Raw genomic sequence first — 17,893 nt, 5'->3', positions numbered from 1 at the left:
ATCAGTCAGGAAACGCCGAGCACTGGCCCGCGCATCCACGCCGGACCAAAGCCCAGCCCGGCTTCCCTGCCTGAAAAGCCCGTGGCCTGAAAACCCGGGCGGGCGTGACGATGTGATGAAAAAAGGAGATGGCTCCCCGGGCCGGATTCGAACCAGCGACCAACCGGTTAACAGCCGGTTGCTCTACCACTGAGCTACCGGGGAAAGCCTGTTGCGAAATAAAAAACGCCCTGGCGGGCGCATCGCAACTCATATCAAGTCCACCCTGAAAAAGGGTGGCTCCCCGGGCCGGATTCGAACCAGCGACCAACCGGTTAACAGCCGGTTGCTCTACCGCTGAGCTACCGGGGATCACTTGATGGCCGGGGTGTAGCCCAAGCATCCGGGCTGCGCAAGTCCCGCCGCGCTGAAAAGGCCGCGGCCTGACCCCAGCTGTGGAAGTGTGGACAAGTGGAGCCCTGGGGCGCCTCCGAAAACCCGGCTTGTGAAAACCGCATGAAAGACTGTTGCCCTTTCACTGCGGCCTGGGCTATTAGCGCCGTCAAGGCCTCGTGGCGGAGTGGTTACGCAGAGGACTGCAAATCCTTGCACGGGGGTTCGATTCCCTCCGAGGCCTCCATATACTTATGTCGCCCGTCCGGCGGTTCCGGGATCCCGCGGCGGGACACCCACGTGAGACCCCGCCTGAGGGAGTCATGCAGGACTACGCCGCCGCACGCCGCACCATGGTTGATTGCCAGGTGCGTACGTTTGACGTCACCGACCTTTCCGTCATCGCCGCTTTCGACGTGACGCCGCGCGAGATCTACGCGCCGGCCGGACGCGAAGCCATGGCTTATGCGGACGTCGCCATTCCACTCGACGGCGCTCCCGGACGCGCCATGCTGCCGCCGCTGGTCCTGGCGCGGATGCTGCAGTCATTTGGTCCGCTTGATGGCCTGAAGGTGCTCGAGGTGGGGGCAGGGACGGGCTACGGCTCGGCGCTGCTGGCTCGCCTTGGCGCCCAGGTCACCGCGCTTGAATCCGACGATGGGCTCGCCGCCGCGGCAAAAATCAATCTCGAGCGCGACGGCGTTGCTGGCGTCCGGGTTGTCACCGGCCCCCTGGCTGGCGGCCACGCCGCCAACGCGCCATACGACGCCATTCTGCTGAACGGAGGGTTTGAAACGTTGCCTGACGCCCTGCCGCAGCAACTGGCTGACGGCGGCGCCCTGGTGGCGATCGAAGTCAGCGGCGCCGCCAGCCGGATCATCGTCCTGCGTCGGGTTTCCGGCGTGAACAGCACGGCTGTGATCGTCAATGCCTGGGCGCCTGTGCTGGAAGGGTTCGCGCGGAAGCCAGAATTTACATTCTGACCGGCGCCCGGTCGTTCAGATGAAAAGGTCGGCGTAAGCCGGCCTTTTTTTATGGTTAAAGCTTGCGTGCGTTCCGCCTGAAACGCGCATCAGCGACAGTTGCAGACGCCTTGATGTCATTTCGCTGGTTACTGTGGCCTTTCTGCACGCAACAGGGCTCCAATTCCTTTCAATGTACGGAAACTGTAGATGGCTTGTCTGCGGTTTCCTGAAAAACCTATGCCGCGCCGCAACCCGCGACGAGCGCCGGGGTGGGCGGTCCGCGGCCGGGCGCCGGCAAGCGACGGAAAATGACGGCGTTTTCCGAATCGCGGCCGCAAATCCGCTTATGAATTTATGGTAAACGGCAAGAGCGGGCACTGGACAGGAGGGGGGCGTTTCGGCGACTGTCCGCTCCAGAGCCTGCATGGATTCGACCATGCCTGGCGCCGGGGTCCGCCGCGGCGCTGCATCTACAGGTTTCCGGCTCCGGCCGGATCGGTCGATCCACGGCGCGACGTTGCTCTCCGGGGGCGTCGCCCGGGGGCTCGCCGGCATACTATGGAGCGCTGTCTGCGTTCCGGTGAGGTAAGCAAGTGACGAAGAAGCGTGGTTTCCAGCGTTCCATCCTGTTCAGCACGGTGGCGGGCCTTGCGGTGACGTTCGCTGCGGCGGCGTCGGCGGAAACCATGAATGGCGCTCTCGCCAAAGCTTACATGGGCAATCCCACGCTGAACTCCCAGCGCGCCTCGCTGCGCGCGACCGACGAAGGCGTCGCCATCGCCAAATCAGGCATGCGCCCGCGCGTCAACGCCAGCGGCAGCGTCGGATACACCGCGCGCAGCACCCAGGGAATGGGCACGGGCGGCGGCAATGTGGACCTGTTTCCTGGAGCCGTTGGCGTGGGCGTCACCCAGCCGCTGTATGATGGCTTGCGCACGCTGAACTCTACCCGCGCCGCTGAATCCCAGGTGTTCGGTCAACGCGAAGGCCTGCGCAATCAGGAGCAGAATACGCTGCTGTCCGGCGCCACGGCCTATATGAACGTGCTGCGCGACACCGCGACGGTGAACCTGCAGCGCAACAACCTGGAAGTGCTGCAGGAGCAGCTGCGTCAGACCCAGGACCGGTTCAACGTCGGCGAAGTGACGCGCACTGACGTGGCGCAGGCCGAAGCCGCGCTGGCGGGCGGCCGCTCACAGCTCTCCGCCGCCGAGGCCAATCTGAAGGCGAGCATCGCCCAGTATCGCCAGGTCATTGGCGAGCAGCCGACCAAGCTCGCGCCTGGCAAATCGCTTGAGCCGTTCCTGCCCAAAAATCAGACCGCCGCGGTCAACCTCGCCTTGCGCGAACATCCCGCCATCGCCTCGGCCCTGCATAGCGCCGACGCGGCCGAGTTGCAGATCAAGGTGGCCGAGGGCGCGCTGCTGCCGCAGGTAGGCGTTTCGGCCAACGTGTCGCGTTCGTTCGACAACAATGTGCGCGGCGACGCCATATCGTCGGCCAGCATCGTCGCCCAGCTGACGGTGCCGCTATATGATGGCGGCCAGTACTACGCCCAGACCCGTCAGGCCAAGGAACTGTCCAGCCAGGCCAATATCAGCGTCGACATTTTCCGCGATCAGGTACGGGCCGCCGTTGTGTCGAGCTGGAGCATGCTCGACGCGGCCCGGGCCCAGATCGAGGCCTCGACCGCCCAGGTCAAGGCCAACGAAATCGCCCTGGCCGGCGTTCGCGAAGAGGCCAAGGTTGGCCAGCGCACCACGCTGGATGTGTTGAACGCCCAGCAAGCCCTGCTGCAGTCCCGCGTGTTGCTGGTGACGGCGCAGCGCGACCGCGTCGTCGCGTCCTACAATGTGATGGCCTCGATTGGTCGCCTGACCGCCCGCGACCTCAGCCTGCGCGTCTCCGGCTATGACCCCAAGGTTCACTATGACCAGGTCAAGGACAAGTGGATCGGCCTGAGCACGCCAAGCGGCCGCTAATATTCCAGGATCGCCCCGAGGGCGGTCACGCGATCTGCGACAAGGCCTCGCACGGGGCAAACGGGCGCGCTCTTCGTCATGGCGCCCTGGACGCTCCCTGTTCCTTTGCCTGATAAATGCGTCGCGTTTCGGTGTGGAAGGGCGTCTGGCCCAGGCGCCGCCCCTCTACCGTGGGCAGGGACAATCCTTTATATTTTCCTAAGAATGATATTGCCCCGCCTGTGATGAAATGGCGCCTGACCTTGGCGCAATGCGTGACGGACGGGCTGCATCTTCCGGCTGTCAGGTCTGGATGATGTCATTGGCGACTGGCGGTTTCACCCGCCTGCTCACTCGCGCCTGTGCTGGGACCTGAACCGGGACCTGAACTGGCGGTGACCGGCGCGTAAAATCTGGCCATGGCTTCCCTGGTCATCAATCTGTGGAGGGGTCTTATGGGGTCGGGCGGGACTGAAGCGCATGCTGACGGTCTGACGACGAGGCGTGTTGATCCGGACATGGAGCAGATTCTGGCCTCCATCCGCAGGATCATCTCCGACGACCAGAAAGCTCTCGGGCTTCCCATGGACGACATGCCGCTCCGGGCAGCCCCACGGCGCGTCAGCGCTCCGCAAACGGCCCGGTCGCCGGCGGAGGCGCCGTCCCCGGCGCGGGCGACGCGCGCCGCCATCCGGCCGGTTTCCGCAACTCCTGCGGACACGGGCGCGCATCGCGCCGGCGGCGATCATGATGCTGACGACATCGACCTCAGCCTGCACCGCATGAGCGCGGAGGCGTCGCGCATGGCCGACATCGACACCGGCCTGCCGCCGCGCGCCAGGCCGCCCGTCCGGCTTTCCGCCGCCCCGCCCGTCGACTACCGCCCGCCAGAGGCGCGCGAACAGGCGTCGCCCGCCACCGGTCCGTCGCCCCTGGTGGACCAGCGCCTCGCCAGCATCATCCGCCGCGCTGTGGCCGAGCAGGTCGAGGAAGTGACCCGGGCGACCGCATTGGGCGGGCAATGGCCAGCCACGACGCCGCAACTGTCTGAACCGTCCTGGCGCGAGCCGGATCCCGAAGAAGCTTTTCTGGATCAGGAGGAGGCGGAAGCGCCCCGGATCTGGCCTGCGCGCCGCGCTGTCGGCCCGCGCGCGGATATGACCGGACCAGTCGCCGGCGGGGTTCCCGCCGGGCCTCTGGCGTCCATTCCGGCCGAGACTCAGGTGGTGCATCATGCGCGGGAGGCCGTCGGCGTTCTCGTCTCTCCGGCGACGGCGGCGCGCATTTCCGGCGCGTTCGATGCACTGACCCAACGCGTGGCGGCCGAACGCGCCCGCACCATGGAGGAGACCGTCACGGACATGCTGAGGCCGATGCTGGCCAGTTGGCTGGAGGCTCATCTGCCGGAAATCGTCGAGCGCCTGGTCGCGGAACAGGTGACGCGCCTGAGCCGTGGCGAGCTTGACTGACCCCTGATCCGCGCGGTTTTCCGGCAGCCGGACGCCCGGTCCCGATCGCGGGCGGCCAACGCCCCGGAATGACGCCAGATCAAAAAATTGGAGCCTTTCCCCAAGCCTGTGTTTGTGGGAAACGCATCAGGTATCCGTAAGGCGTCTTATCTGGCGGTAGCCGGATGGCGCGAGCATTGATGGTAAAGTCGCGACATGGACAAGACATTTGAGCCTGCCGCCGTCGAGGCGCGTATTGCCGGCCTGTGGGAACAGGCGGGGGCCTTTCGCGCTGGACGGCCGGAGCGGGCTGACGCGGAGCCTTATTGCATTGTCATTCCGCCGCCGAATGTCACCGGCTCGCTGCACATGGGCCACGCTCTCAACAATACCCTTCAGGATGTCCTCTGCCGCTTTGAGCGCATGCGCGGCAAGGACGTGCTGTGGCAGCCTGGCATGGACCACGCCGGCATCGCCACCCAGATGGTGGTCGAACGCCAGCTGGCCGAGCGTGGCGAGCCTGGCCGCCGCGACCTCGGCCGTGAGGCGTTTCTGAAAAAGGTCTGGGAGTGGAAGGCCCAGTCAGGCTCCACCATCATCAACCAGCTCAAGCGCCTTGGCGCCTCTTGTGACTGGTCGCGCGAGCGCTTCACCATGGACGAGGGCCTGTCCCGGGCCGTGGTGAAGGTGTTTGTCGAACTGCATCGCCAGGGCTTCATCTATCGCGACAAGCGCCTTGTGAACTGGGATCCCAGATTCCAGACCGCCATCTCTGATCTTGAAGTGATGCAGGTTGAGACCAAGGGCAATCTCTGGCATTTCCGCTATCCGCTCGCCGCCGAGCCGGAGCGCTTCATCACCGTCGCCACCACCCGTCCGGAAACCATGCTCGGCGACGTCGCCGTCGCCGTGAACCCGGATGACGAGCGTTACGCCGACCTGATCGGCCGCATGGTCCAGTTGCCGCTGGTCGGCCGTCTGATCCCGATCGTCGCCGACAGCTATTCGGACCCGGAAAAGGGCACCGGCGCCGTCAAGATCACCCCGGCCCACGACTTCAACGACTTCGAGGTCGGCCGCCGCCACGATCTGCGCCTCATCAATGTGTTCGATTCCGAAGGCCGGCTGGACCTGAAGCACAACGCCGCCTTCCTGGATGAAGCGGAAGGCGACGATCTCGACGCCGTTCTGGCGCTGCACGGCCAGGACCGGTTCGAGGCGCGCAAGGCTATCGTCGCCATGATGGATGAGCGCGGCCTGCTGGTCGCCATCGAGCCGCACGTCCACATGGTCCCGCACGGCGATCGCTCCGGCGTGGTCATCGAGCCGTTCCTGACCGATCAGTGGTACGTCAACGTCAAGCCGCTGGCCGAGCGCGCGCTCGACAAGGTGCGTGAGGGGGAAACCCGTTTCATTCCAGGCAACTGGGAGAAAACCTTCTTCCAGTGGCTTGAGAACATCGAGCCATGGTGCATCTCCCGCCAGTTGTGGTGGGGCCACCAGATTCCGGCCTGGTACACGCCAGACGGTGAAGTCTACGTGGGCGAAAGCTTCGAGGAAGTGCTGCCGGCGGCTCTGGCTTCCGCGGTGGAGCGCGGCGTGCTGGAGCCGGCCCAGGCCGCGGCCTGGGCGGCTGATCCGGCCGCCGCCGCCAGCTTCCTGGTGCGCGACGAAGACGTGCTCGACACCTGGTTCTCGTCCGGCCTGTGGCCGTTCTCGACGCTCGGCTGGCCGGACGACACGGCGGAACTGAAGCGGTTCTATCCGACGACCACCCTGGTGACCGGCTTCGACATCATCTTCTTCTGGGTCGCCCGGATGATGATGTTGGGGCTGTTTGTCACCGACGAAGTCCCGTTCCGTCACGTTTATCTGCACGCGCTCGTCCGGGACGAGAAGGGCGCGAAGATGTCCAAGTCGAAGGGCAATGTCATCGATCCGCTCGATCTGATGGACCGCTTCGGCACGGACGCCCTGCGCTTCACCCTGGCGGCCATGGCGGCCCAGGGGCGCGACATCAAGCTTTCCACCCAGCGGGTGGAAGGCTATCGCAACTTCGCCAGCAAGCTGTGGAACGCCGCCCGCTTCGCCGAGATGAACGGCTGCGTCCGCGACGCGACGTTCCGGCCGGACAGCGTGCGCGAGCCGCTCAACCTCTGGGTGCTGGGCGAAGCCGGCAAGGCCATCAACGAGGTGACGCTGGCGCTGGAGGCGTTCCGCTTCAACGACGCCGCAAACGCCGCCTACCGTTTCGTCTGGAACGTGTTCTGCGACTGGTATCTGGAACTCGCCAAGCCGGTGCTGCAGGGCGCCGAAGGCCCGGCGAAGCAGGAGGTGCGGGCGGTTGTCAGCTACGTGCTCGACCAGATCTGCAAGATCCTGCACCCGTTCATGCCGTTCCTCACCGAGGAACTGTGGGGCGTGACGGCGGAAGCGGCGGGCGGCCGCGACGGCGTGCTGGCGCTGGCCCCATGGCCGGTGGATCCGGCGGTGGACGCAACGGCGGCGGAATCGGAACTTGGCTGGGTGGTTGAACTGATCTCCGGCATCCGTTCGGCGCGCTCGGAAACCAACGTTCCGGCGGGCGCGCAGATCCCGCTGGTTCTGGTCGGCGCGTCGGACGTCACCCGCAACGCCGTTGACGTCTGGGGCGACACCATCCGTCGCCTGGCCCGCGTTTCCGGGATCAGCTTCGCTGACGCCGTTTCCGGCCGCGCCATCCAGTTGCTGGTGCGGGGCGAAACCGCGGCGCTGCCATTGGAAGGCGTCATCGATTTCGACGCCGAACGCGCGCGCCTGACCAAGGAAATCGACAAGCTTGCCGGCGAGATCCGCAAGATCGAGGCCAAGCTCTCCAACGCCGATTTCCTGGCGCGCGCGCCGGAAGAGGTGGTGGAGGAACAGAAGGAGCGGCTCGCCGAAGCGGCGGAACGTCGGGTCCGCCTCTCGGAAGCGCTGACGCGCCTCACCTGAGGCGCGGGTCATCGCCACACGATTTCAGGGCTCCCGCTTCGCGGGGGCCTTTTTTGTTGCGTCCATGGAGAGCCTGAATGTGCCCTTTATACAACGTGCGCCGGGAACCTGCGCATGCCCGCACTTCGGCAAACCGGCGCCCCCAAGCCGCCATAAATGAATTGGAAGAATGCATCACCTGCAAGAACATGATTGTACTTGGTTTTTGGCAGGCAGATTCCAGCAGGGATCAACAGATGCGCGTTATGTCGCCGAATTGGCAAGCTGCATACGCTGTGTATTGTGATCCCGCCGCGCCAGCCGCAGAAGATAGCTGCAGGCGCCAGGGCGGGTTGGGTCAGGACGCGATGGCCGAAACATTGCGTCGGCGTCCAGGACCGGGGGTCCGCCCCAGACAACAGGATTGGGCGTGTTGCGATTGCGCAGCATGCTCCGGCAGGTCGCGGACAGCGCCTGCATCATTTCATGCGGCGCAGGCGCGCCGGGGTGTGAGAAATGGGCGTTTCTGACTACCGTCACATCGTTTGTCTTGGAACAGCCCTTCTGCTTTGCAGCCAGGCGTTTGCCGCTGATATCCCGTCGCCTGGCGCTTCCTCGCCGCGCGCCATCGCCAATCTTGGAGCGGTCCGCGACGACGGCGACACCGACGCCGGGCGCATCGCGCCAGGCGACAGACCGTTTGCGGGCGGCTCCCTGGCCTCGCCGTTCGCCATCGCGGCTTCCGGCGCGTCCCCGGGCGGCCCTGTGGTGAAGTTCCGCTCCGAGCGGGACGCCTTCCGCACTGGCATTCGCGATTATTACTCAGGCGACAAGGCCAGCGCGGTGCAGGCGCTGGAATACGCGGCGACGCGCGGGCATTCGCCGGCGCAGTGGAAGCTGGGCCGGATGTACGCTGAAGGCGACGGCGTGCCCCACGACGACCTGAAAGCTTTCGAGTACTTCTCAAAAGTGGTGGAAGGCGCCGAGGACAATTCGCGGCGGGCCGTCGCGCGCTTCATCTCCAGCGCCTACGTCGCGCTTGGCGGCTATTATCTGGACGGCATCGCTGGTTCCTACGTGCAGAAGGACGAGCGCCGGGCCCGGGAAATGTTCCATCACGCCGCCAGCTACTATGGCGACCCCGACGCCCAGTACAATCTCGCCCGTCTGTGCCTCGCCGGCCAGGGGGGCGCCCGCGACGCCCAGCTCGCCGCCCGCTGGCTGCATCTGGCGGCGGAAAAGAACCACGCGCCGTCGCAGGCGTTGCTGGGCCATCTGCTGCTCACCGGCCAGGGCAACGTCACGCGGCAAACCTCACGCGGCCTGATGTGGCTGACCATCGCGCGCAACGGCGCCGATCCGCAAAAAGACGCCTGGATCATCGAGATGTATGACCAGGCCATCGCCCTTGCCCCCGAGCGGGATCGCAACGCCGCCCAGGCCACCGCCCAGGCCTATATCGAACAGCGCGGCGGCAAGAACTGACAGCCGTTCAGGCGCCAGTCCAATCTCTCAAACAGTTGCGTGCATGACGGCGCGGGATGGGAAATCCCGGCGCATGACCATGTCCATCCGCACCCGCCAGGGCCGAAACCTGGCCGGAATTCCGGCGCGTCCGCAACCGCAAGCAGCGCGCAGCCAGCCCTCAGGTCCGGCCACAGGTTCCTGGGCATGTTGCCCTGACGGGTTGCCTCATGCGTTGCTTTGGCGGCGTCCCTATGCCGCGCGGGGCGCGATTTCCAGATCGATGGACAGCGGCGCGTGGTCCGATGGCTTTTGCCAGGCGCGGGTTTCCTTGTGAATGATGGCGTCGCGGAGCAGGTCGGCGGCGCGGGGCGTCAGCAGGGCGTGGTCAATGCGGATGCCGAAATCGCGCTGGAAAGCGCCAGCCTGATAGTCCCAGAATGTGTACAGGCCGCTGCTGTCGTGGCAGGCGCGCAAGGCGTCCGTCAGGCCGAGGTTCTGAAAGCCCTGATAGAGCGCGCGGCTTTCTGGCTGGAACAGCGCGTCGCCGAGCCAGGCCGCAGGGTCCTTCGCGTCGCGCGGCTCGGGAATGACGTTGTAGTCGCCGGCGAAAATGGCCGTTTCCTCAGCGGCGACCGAAGCCGCCATATGGCGCCCCAGCCGCTCCATCCAGGCCAGCTTGTAGGAGAATTTTTCCGTGCCCAGGGGGTTGCCGTTGGGCAGATAGATCGACGCCACCCGAACGGCGCCGCCATTCACGGAAATCACCGCCTCGATATAACGCGACTGTTCATCGGTCTCGTCGCCCGGCAGGCCGCGACGCACGTCCTCCAGTGGAAAACGGGAGAGCAGGGCGACGCCGTTGAAGGTCTTCTGGCCATGAACCGCCACGTTGTAACCCAGGGCCTCGATGCGCGCCGCCGGAAACGCCTCATCCATGCACTTGATTTCCTGCAGGCAGAGTACGTCAGGCGCCGCCGTTTGCAGAAATTGCTCCAGGTGCTCCAGGCGCTGCCGGACAGAGTTCACGTTCCAGGTTGTAATGCGCATCGGTTACTCCCCGCGCCTGGGATAGCGGCGGCTGATTCATGAGGCCCCACCTTAAAGCAGCGGACCGAAAAGAGGACGGGCTCCGGCAAAAATCCTGGCCTGGGGATAGCGAATGGACCTTGTCGACGCGCTGAATCTTCAGATGTCTGGAATATAAATCAGTAAAACCAGAATTTGCCACAATTAAGCATTTATATTCACCCCCATATACTAGGAATAATTTCTCGAAAGGAAATACTGTGAAAATTCTTGTTCGACGTATTCCCGGATATGACGCCGTCAAGCGCGTCATGTCCGGGATCCCTTTTGGCATGACATCCGCCCTGACCGGATTTACGCTGTCAGCGATCATGATCTCCGGGTCGTCTCAGGCGATCACACCGTTTCTGATCCCGCTTCCGGCGGAAGAGCGCGTGGAGCCTCTGGCGGTTTTGCGTGAGGTTTACGCGCCGGAGACGATCAGCGTTGGCAATCTGAGCCTGCCCGCGGACGTGGCCATGAGCATCGTCAGGGCCAGCGCCGGCACTGGCGTGGATCTGAAGCTGCTTATCGCTGTGGCGCATCGGGAGTCTGCATTCAAACCCGAAGCCAGGGCGCGCACGTCGAGCGCGACCGGCCTGTACCAGTTCATCGACAGCACCTGGCTTACCGCCGTGCGCCAGTTCGGGGCCAGGCATGGCCTGGCCCGTGAGGCCGCCATGATCGACCCATCAGGCGAGGTTGCGAACGGCGCGCGCCGCGCCTGTATCCTCGGGTTACGCAAGAATCCCGATCTTGCCGCAGCCATGGCCGCGGAGATGCTGAAGCGTGACGCCTGCTACCTGAAAACCAGTCTGGAGCGTGAGGCCACCGACACAGACCTGTACGCCGCGCACTTTCTCGGCGTCCGGAAGGCGGCGAAACTTGCCGCCCTGGCCACGGCGAAGCCTGGAGAACCGGCGGCGCGGGTTTTTCCCCGGGCGGCAAAAGCCAACCGCTCCATCTTTTACCAGCGCAAGGGCCGGAAAGTGACAAGCCGTACGGTGCGGGGCGTCTACGAACGACTGGCGCTGCCCTATGCACAAGAGGCCGAGCAGGTTGCGCGCAAGGCGCGCCGGATCTTCGGCGAGATCAAGCCCCGGCAATCCGTCGGCCTCGGCTGACGGCAAGCCGGGCGAGCTGGACAGCTCCCAGGCTTCCTCCGGGCCTTCAGACGGCCCACAACGCACGCTTCGCGCCCCGGCTGAAGACAGGTCGGGGCGAACTGTCTGGAGGCCAGCCTCCCATGCAGAATCGCGGACGATGCATACCGGGCAGGGGGTAAAAGCACGATTTGTGAATGGGAAGACGGCGATGCGGATGCGCGTCCAGCCTGACCTGGCGTAGTCGTCATCTGACCAGGGACGGACACGGGAGGGGGGTGCAAACGCACATGTCCATTTGCAGGCCATATGCCTTTTCACGATAATGCAGCAGCCGGATTAAATCTGCAATATCAAGGCAATGGTGGTGAGCGCGCAGGGATTCGAACCCTGGACCTACTGATTAAAAGGAAGTGATTTTTTGAAAATTCATCGATACTTCAAACTTATAAGTTTGCAGTCTTAACGCGCGAAAGTGCCGAAATGGCCCTTAAAACGCGGGGTTTGTAAACACAGATTACCAATGGAGCAAGCGCATTGCCGCGCCAGATCGGTAGGGCAATTGCAGTTGTCAAGGATAATATCGCCGGCACTGGGCACCGCCTCCGAGGCATGCGCGGACAGCGGCCCAAAGCCCGGCCGGCGCACCTCTATCAGGATGCCGCCACGCGCCTTGATCGCCGTCGCCTCATCCGCAAAGCGCACGCTCTCCTGCACCACACGCCCGCCGGCCGCTATAATCGCGTCAGCCTTGGCCAGCCAGAGCGACAGCCAAAGATCCGGCCGGCAGACGCGGCCCCAATCGCCGATTGTTTGTTGGGCCTCTGTCGCGGTGACGCCAAGCTCCGGGATGATCTCCCGCTTGAGATCGCCGTCAACAAACCGGGCGACGGTCTGGGCGTCATAGCCGGTTGATCGGAGGAGGGCGCCCAGCATCGTCTTGATCGGCGATGCGATATGCGGAGCAACAAACCCATGCTCCGCGCAGAGGATGCGCGCCACGGTGCTCTTGCCGACCCCGGCATAGCCCATCAGTCCAATCAGCATGTGTCCTCCAAATAAATTCGATTTTGCCGAATTTAAATATTTACAAATCCGGGGATGTCGTACTATATTGATCTTGTTCAGGGGGCAGGACAGCCCGCCCCGCAACAGGGAAGACCTCACCATGGCCAAGTACACCGCCAAATTTTCTTGCGGCCACACCGAAACGGTTGAGCTGTATGGCCCGGAGAAAGACCGCTCCCGCAAACTGGCCTGGATGGCCGACAAGGTTTGTGATGCCTGTTACAAGGCCGCCAAGGCCGTTGAGGCCGCCGGTGAGCTTCCCGCCCTCGAAGGCTCTGAGAAGCAGGTCGCTTGGGCTACCGAGATCCGCGCTACCATCATCGCCGACCTGAAGGCGCAGCGCGCCGCGATCGGGGCCATCGCCCAGCGCATGGCCGGAAACGCCGCCGCCGAAGCTGGCATTGCCGCCGCCTACGCCGCCATGGACGCCGCCGCCGCCAAGACCGCGGCAGCCTGGTGGATCGACAACCGCGCCGCCGGTCGCGCCGCCGCCGCGGCCCTGACGGATGATGCCGGCGCCAAGGCGCTGATCACCCACACCATCAAGGCGTAAGGACTGACGGGGCCGGCAACGGCCCCGCATCCTGGGAGGCGGAACGTGGCCCACACCCATGACATCGCACGCGAGATCGACGCCGGTCTGTTTGAGGACTGGTCAGAGTGGTCGAGCCTTGACGCGGATGACCCCAACTCGCGGTTTGGGCTCGACACGCCAAACGGCACGGGTGGCCGGGTCGGCCGCTATACTGTGTGGATCTCCCCACACCATCATGCGTCGATCATCGCCAGCAAACTGCCGGGCGCCAGCAGGATGGCCGGTACACGGGGCAGTGAGGGGTGGCGCATCCCGCCTGAGCACTGGCGGGCGCTCAGAGCCGCGCTGCCGGCCATCAAAGACGCGCAGACAGCCGTGATGCGAGCAGAGCGCGCGGCCCTCGCCAGAGCCCGTGCACACGCGGCGCGGCGCAACCAAGGGATTTGAGGGAGGCCAGCATGCAGGTGTTGCAAGTCCATATCGCCGAAGACGGGCCGAAACTGCGTGATATCACCCGCGACCTGGGCGGGATTGAGTGCCATCCAGTGCGTCCGGCGCAGGAGGTTGCGGCAGGTTTTAGCTTTACCCAGCGCGCGGTGAGCCTCTGGACCTACACGCGCAAGTCCAACGGCCAGCAGGTCTGGCTGATCGAGATGGAGGTTTTTAGCCCGCCAGACGCCCAGTGGTACGAGAGCTGGGTGGTCGACGCAGAGCCGACAGACGATCAGATCATGACCATCATTACCCACGGAGTTGAGGCGGGATCCGTATTATGAGCAACGACCATGTCGCCCATCCAGATGCCAGCGTATCCGGCCAGATCGGCCTTCGGCTGGCCATGCTCGAGGCCGGCGGAATTGACGGCATCACCCATGTGCGCGGACTGCATGAGGCGGCGCTCGCCATCGAGGCCGAGATTGACCGCCGCACCGAGGACGCCCGGATTGAGCATAAATCGCCAACCGGCGGCTTTATGGCCGACACCGCCGGTCTGATGCAGATGCTGGATGAGACGGGGCGACTGGCGCGCCTGGAGTTTGACAGCGCCCTGAGCAGACAAAGAATCGTCAGCGCCGAGATGCCCCATGCCAATGGGAAAGAGGCACTGGCCCTTATCGCTCAGGTGCGGTCAGAGCCATGGGGCCAACCGCAGAATCTCTTCAGTCGGGTCGGGCTCGCGCTGTGGGGCGATAAATGGCAGACGCCGATGTCCAACGCCCTTGGGATCAGCAAGGCGACCATCAATGATTGGCGGCAGGGCAGGTCATCGCCACGCGCCGGTGTCTGGGCAGATCTCCTGACGATCGCCCGACAGCGGGCCGCCGTGCTCGCGAGCGTGATCGCGGAGATCGAAGCCAAAAAGGACGAGCTATGAGCCAGTCGCCCAAGCGACGGTCAATCGGCGACCGGCTTAGCAGGGCCGGATCAGCAGATACCAGACGTGAGATCGCGCTCGACTGGGCGGACAGTTGGCGCGCCGATCACGACGACACCTTGCGCGCCATCGAAAAGCATCTTGAACGTGGCGACGTCGACGCCGCCGGTCAGCACTTGGGGCGGCTCAAGGCGCTCAATGAAAAGGCGCATGACGCCCTTCCGCGTGTCCTGGCGGCGCTTGCCCGCGATGACGATTGACAACCCGCCGCCTGAATGGATGATTGGGATGTCGTCTCCGGGCGCGGATTGAAATCTAAACCGTATCTCATTTCGAGTCGCCCGAAAGGGCGTGGATCAAAAGACACCCTTGTCTCCCCAATCTCAGGGATTGATCCATGCCGCCTGCAAGCCGCAGCCGCAATGCCTTGCGCACCCGCGCCTGCCCGATCTGCCTGACCACATTTGAGGCTAAGATAAAATCCCGCAAGATTGCCTGCTCCGCTCCCTGCGCGGCAGAGTTGCGCGCCCAGGGATGGGCCAGCATCCGCGAGATGTGGGACGGCGAGGGATCAAAGGTCCGTATTGCCCGGGAGCGGCGGGAGCGGGCGAGCCGCGTGCAGCCAATTGGCGTTGCGGCCGCAAAGCTGTCGCCCCGATCAGGGAGATTTGAGACCAATATCAACGCCAGCGTCTGGATCGTCATTGACCCGACCGGCTACCGCCGCGAGGTCCGCAACCTGCGCCTCTGGTGCGAGCACAATGCGGACCTGTTTGCGCCCCATCCGTGGCGCAACACCTACGCCGGCCTGCGCCAGGTTGCCAAATGGTTGAGGGGCAAGTCTGACAGCCAAATCAGCACCTGGCGTGGCTGGTCGCTGGCGGATATCCCGACGCGGCCGGTGGAGCACGGCTGGTCTATATCCGCTCAAACACCTCCAGCGCGTCATCCGCCAGCGGACGCTGTAGGGCGCTAGCCTCGGCCCACGGCGCCCGCATCCACACATCGATCTCATCTGGAACCGTCAGGATCACCGGCATGGCCTTGGGGTGGATGGGCCGCACGATTTCATTGGGCTCGCAGGTCAAAAACGCAAACAGATCTGCCGTCTCCCAGCCTGTCTTGATCTTGCGGACGCCCTCCCAGCCGCGCAGCTCGATCCCGGCAAAAAACGCCAATGGCTCAGGATCATCGCCGCGCAAGCGGAACCATACCGGCTGGTATTTCCCGGCCGAATCGCGGCCGGGCTCGCTGAAGGCCGTAAGCGGCACAAGGCAGCGATGCTCCGGCGTCAGCCATGGTTGCCAATGGCGCGATTTGGTGTTGCGCACGTTGGTTGTGCCGCCGTCCGGCTCCATCTTGAGCAGATCGTCAAAATCGACGTCTTTGCCTTTGGCTCGAAGCTTGTCAGCTCGCTTGGTCGCCGCCTCATAAATGGCCTGCCGAGACGATGGCATGCCCCAGCGCGCCATGGCCAACACGCGCTCGCCAACCTCATTACGGACGATCGGGGCGAGATAATCCGGATAGACGTCGCCAGGCTGGAGATTGCCGGCGTCCGACCGCATCGCCCGGGCGAGCTCAACGATGGCCTGCGGCCCTTTGGTCTGGCTGTATAGGTTGCACATGCCGGACCTCTAAGGCTCTGACGTAAAGGGCTTGGCCTGGTCGCGAAACGGCGGAATATCCGCCGGCTGCTCCCTGTACAGATCATAGCAATAACCAGCGCACCGCATCCCATATTTTTGCGGCTTGCGAATGCGCTCATCGGACCAACGACACCCTTTGCGGAACAGCAGCAACAGGCGGCCCATGGTTACGCGGTGGCCGTATTTGGCCGCGCAGGCAACCGAGCGCACGTCAGCCCGACGACCGCAAAAATAGCAGCGGAACCGTATGGAAACATACGGATAGTCCCGCAATTCCGTCTCGATCGTTGGCGGGGCGGCAAATGTCAGAGTGGATTTGTCAGCGTCCATGATCCTGCCTCGCTCATGAGAACGAAATAGGAACATCGATCGTTCCGAGTCAATGCGGCGACGTTGCCGCTTGCACTGCCCGCTGGCCAGCCTGGGAACGAATCACCGGCTGACAGGTTCTGATTCGCATCAAGCGACGGAGGGCGGACATGGCCCCGCGAACCTACTGGAAGGGATATCTGAAGATGTCCCTCGTGACCTGCCCGGTGCAGATGATGCCCGCGACAAGCGACAACGAAAAAGTCCGGTTCCACACACTCAACGCCCGCACCGGCAACCGCGTGGTCAGCCAGTATGTCGACGCCGTCACCGGTAAGCCTGTCGAGGAAGATGACGAGATCAAGGGCTATCCCCGTGGCGAGGATGAGTATGTGCTTTTTGAAGACGAGGAACTGGAAGCAGTCGCGCTGGACAGCGTCAGAACCATCGACATCGACCTGTTCACGCCTGCCGACAGCATCGGCTGGACCTGGTACGACACGCCCTATTACCTCATGCCGGACGGCAAGGTCGGCGAGGAAGCCTATTCGGTCATTCGCGAGGCAATGCGGTCAACCGGAATGGTCGCAATCTCCAGGCTTGTGATCTCTCGCCGCGAGCGCGCCGTCATGCTGGAACCGCGCGAAAACGGCATCGTGCTGTGGACCCTGCGCTACGGCGACGAGGTCCGGGATCCCACCGACTATTTCAAGCGCGAGGACGAGAAGCCCGATCCCGAGCTGTTGAAGCTGGTCACGCGCCTCATCAATGACCGCAAGGCCAAGTGGTCACCAAAGATGGTGCATGACCCTGTCCAGGATCGACTGCTCGACCTGATTGAGGCCCGCAAAAACACCCGGAAACCCAAGCGGAAGGCCCGCGCCGAGCCGGAGGCCGAGGACGTGCCGACGAACGTCGTGAGCATCTTCGATGCGTTGAAACGCAGCATCGCCGGCGAGAAGTCCGGCGGCAGCGGGCGCAAGAAGTGAGCCCTCGGACCGTTACTTGCGGTAAACCCCGCGCCCGCCACACCGCACGAGCGCCGCGGCCCTCCAGGCCGCTTTTTTGGAAAGGCCAAAAGCCAGGCCGATCCGCAAGGTATTTTTTGCTGCCATCCTCAAGCGGGCTTCAGATCGAGAAGCATGGTTGCCAGATTTGCTCATTGCCCAGTTCCGTAAGGCTTCCGGGTGAGGCGCTCCTCAGGGCGTCTCCCCAATGAGATCGAGGGCCTTCAGGAAGCGCTGGCGACGGCTTTCGGCACCGGCGTCTGCGGATTGACGCAAGTTGTCTCTCAGGTCGGCGACCTTGACCGGTCTCGCCAGTTCATTCGATGCCGCGCGCAGGGCAAAATCGAAATAGTCCTCGCCCTCCCGACGGGTCATCGCGTCCACCGCATCAACGATGCGTTGGCTCCAGCCCGCCTCCCTGAGGTCGGCAATGGTGATGTCGGTATCCTCGACGACATCGTGCAAGGCCGCCACCGTCATCGCCTCGACGTCCTTCTGGGCGAGCATGACGCGCAGGACATGCAGGATATAGGGCTCGCCGGCCTTGTCTGCCTGGTCGGCATGCGCGCTGACAGCAAGCGTGATCGCCTCATTTAAGCCAACCATCGGTCGATCCT

General features: G+C 64.1%; 18 protein-coding genes and 3 tRNA genes. 14 read left to right on the top strand and 7 right to left on the bottom strand.

Annotation, left to right across the window (positions count from 1 at the left end; all coding sequences use genetic code 11):
* Positions 1 to 129 precede the first annotated feature (129 nt).
* Both IE243_RS04090 and IE243_RS04085 read right to left on the bottom strand, forming a co-directional pair.
* Positions 130 to 204, bottom strand: a tRNA-Asn gene (locus IE243_RS04090).
* 72 nt (positions 205 to 276) lie between these two features.
* A tRNA-Asn gene (locus IE243_RS04085) sits at positions 277 to 351 on the bottom strand.
* A gap of 194 nt (positions 352 to 545) precedes the next feature.
* Here IE243_RS04085 and IE243_RS04080 point away from each other — a divergent pair.
* From IE243_RS04080 to IE243_RS04055, 6 genes are all read left to right on the top strand, one after another.
* A tRNA-Cys gene (locus IE243_RS04080) sits at positions 546 to 619 on the top strand.
* A gap of 76 nt (positions 620 to 695) precedes the next feature.
* Positions 696 to 1,355: a protein-L-isoaspartate O-methyltransferase family protein gene (locus IE243_RS04075; RefSeq protein ID WP_191318075.1), complete on the top strand. Its 660-nt coding sequence runs from the start codon at positions 696 to 698 to the stop codon at positions 1,353 to 1,355.
* Positions 1,356 to 1,930: 575 nt separating this feature from the next.
* Positions 1,931 to 3,319 carry a TolC family outer membrane protein gene (locus tag IE243_RS04070; protein WP_244642743.1) on the top strand — a complete coding sequence of 463 codons (1,389 nt, stop codon included), beginning with the start codon at positions 1,931 to 1,933 and terminating at the stop codon, positions 3,317 to 3,319.
* A gap of 497 nt (positions 3,320 to 3,816) precedes the next feature.
* A complete protein-coding gene (locus tag IE243_RS04065; protein WP_191318074.1) occupies positions 3,817 to 4,767 on the top strand; it encodes a PopZ family protein in 951 nt (316 codons plus the stop codon).
* Positions 4,768 to 4,962: 195 nt separating this feature from the next.
* Positions 4,963 to 7,719: a valine--tRNA ligase gene (locus tag IE243_RS04060; RefSeq protein WP_191318073.1), complete on the top strand. Its 2,757-nt coding sequence runs from the start codon at positions 4,963 to 4,965 to the stop codon at positions 7,717 to 7,719.
* Between the two features lie 495 nt (positions 7,720 to 8,214).
* Positions 8,215 to 9,183: a tetratricopeptide repeat protein gene (locus IE243_RS04055; protein ID WP_191318072.1), complete on the top strand. Its 969-nt coding sequence runs from the start codon at positions 8,215 to 8,217 to the stop codon at positions 9,181 to 9,183.
* A gap of 231 nt (positions 9,184 to 9,414) precedes the next feature.
* Here the strand turns inward: IE243_RS04055 and xth are convergent, their stop codons facing one another.
* Complete coding sequence (gene xth / locus IE243_RS04050) at positions 9,415 to 10,212, bottom strand: exodeoxyribonuclease III (protein WP_191318071.1); 798 nt, start codon at positions 10,210 to 10,212, stop codon at positions 9,415 to 9,417.
* A 311-nt stretch (positions 10,213 to 10,523) separates the two neighbouring features.
* Between xth and IE243_RS04045 the strand changes: the two genes are divergently transcribed.
* A complete protein-coding gene (locus IE243_RS04045) occupies positions 10,524 to 11,354 on the top strand; it encodes a transglycosylase SLT domain-containing protein (RefSeq protein ID WP_191318070.1) in 831 nt (276 codons plus the stop codon).
* A gap of 441 nt (positions 11,355 to 11,795) precedes the next feature.
* On the opposite strand, the gene IE243_RS04040 is transcribed toward IE243_RS04045, so the two are convergent.
* Positions 11,796 to 12,380: a P-loop nucleotide/nucleoside kinase family protein gene (locus IE243_RS04040; protein WP_191318069.1), complete on the bottom strand. Its 585-nt coding sequence runs from the start codon at positions 12,378 to 12,380 to the stop codon at positions 11,796 to 11,798.
* A 121-nt stretch (positions 12,381 to 12,501) separates the two neighbouring features.
* Here IE243_RS04040 and IE243_RS04035 point away from each other — a divergent pair, with 121 nt between their 5' ends.
* From IE243_RS04035 to IE243_RS04010, 6 genes are all read left to right on the top strand, one after another.
* The gene (locus IE243_RS04035) at positions 12,502 to 12,954 is read left to right on the top strand and encodes a hypothetical protein (protein ID WP_191318068.1); all 453 of its coding nucleotides are present in this window, start codon (positions 12,502 to 12,504) and stop codon (positions 12,952 to 12,954) included.
* 45 nt (positions 12,955 to 12,999) lie between these two features.
* Complete coding sequence (locus IE243_RS04030) at positions 13,000 to 13,383, top strand: hypothetical protein (protein ID WP_191318067.1); 384 nt, start codon at positions 13,000 to 13,002, stop codon at positions 13,381 to 13,383.
* Positions 13,384 to 13,394: 11 nt separating this feature from the next.
* Positions 13,395 to 13,712, top strand: a complete 318-nt coding sequence (locus tag IE243_RS04025; RefSeq protein ID WP_191318066.1) for a hypothetical protein — start codon at positions 13,395 to 13,397, stop codon at positions 13,710 to 13,712.
* A complete protein-coding gene (locus IE243_RS04020) occupies positions 13,709 to 14,311 on the top strand; it encodes a hypothetical protein (protein WP_191318065.1) in 603 nt (200 codons plus the stop codon). Before IE243_RS04025 ends, IE243_RS04020 begins: the two co-directional genes overlap by 4 nt.
* Positions 14,308 to 14,571: a hypothetical protein gene (locus IE243_RS04015; RefSeq protein ID WP_191318064.1), complete on the top strand. Its 264-nt coding sequence runs from the start codon at positions 14,308 to 14,310 to the stop codon at positions 14,569 to 14,571. Before IE243_RS04020 ends, IE243_RS04015 begins: the two co-directional genes overlap by 4 nt.
* 137 nt (positions 14,572 to 14,708) lie before the next feature.
* Positions 14,709 to 15,287, top strand: a complete 579-nt coding sequence (locus tag IE243_RS04010) for a hypothetical protein (protein ID WP_191318063.1) — start codon at positions 14,709 to 14,711, stop codon at positions 15,285 to 15,287.
* Here IE243_RS04010 and IE243_RS04005 read toward each other — a convergent pair.
* Positions 15,229 to 15,879, bottom strand: coding sequence for an SOS response-associated peptidase family protein (locus tag IE243_RS04005; RefSeq protein ID WP_308432019.1), 651 nt, complete (start codon positions 15,877 to 15,879; stop codon positions 15,229 to 15,231). The two genes, IE243_RS04010 and IE243_RS04005, sit on opposite strands and share 59 nt — an antisense overlap.
* 69 nt (positions 15,880 to 15,948) lie before the next feature.
* The gene (locus IE243_RS04000; RefSeq protein WP_191318061.1) at positions 15,949 to 16,290 is read right to left on the bottom strand and encodes a hypothetical protein; all 342 of its coding nucleotides are present in this window, start codon (positions 16,288 to 16,290) and stop codon (positions 15,949 to 15,951) included.
* Between the two features lie 149 nt (positions 16,291 to 16,439).
* Between IE243_RS04000 and ku the strand changes: the two genes are divergently transcribed.
* Complete coding sequence (ku, locus tag IE243_RS03995) at positions 16,440 to 17,258, top strand: non-homologous end joining protein Ku (protein WP_191318060.1); 819 nt, start codon at positions 16,440 to 16,442, stop codon at positions 17,256 to 17,258.
* Between the two features lie 210 nt (positions 17,259 to 17,468).
* Here ku and IE243_RS03990 read toward each other — a convergent pair whose 3' ends face one another.
* On the bottom strand, positions 17,469 to 17,882 hold the full coding sequence (locus IE243_RS03990; RefSeq protein ID WP_191318059.1) for a GTP pyrophosphokinase: 414 nt from the start codon (positions 17,880 to 17,882) through the stop codon (positions 17,469 to 17,471).
* Between the last annotated feature and the right edge of the window lie 11 nt (positions 17,883 to 17,893).

Source organism: Camelimonas fluminis (assembly GCF_014656355.1).
Classification (GTDB): domain Bacteria; phylum Pseudomonadota; class Alphaproteobacteria; order Rhizobiales; family Beijerinckiaceae; genus Camelimonas; species Camelimonas fluminis.
The sequence above is the reverse complement of the archived record's forward strand: the minus strand, read 5'-3'. Positions and strand labels throughout refer to the sequence as shown.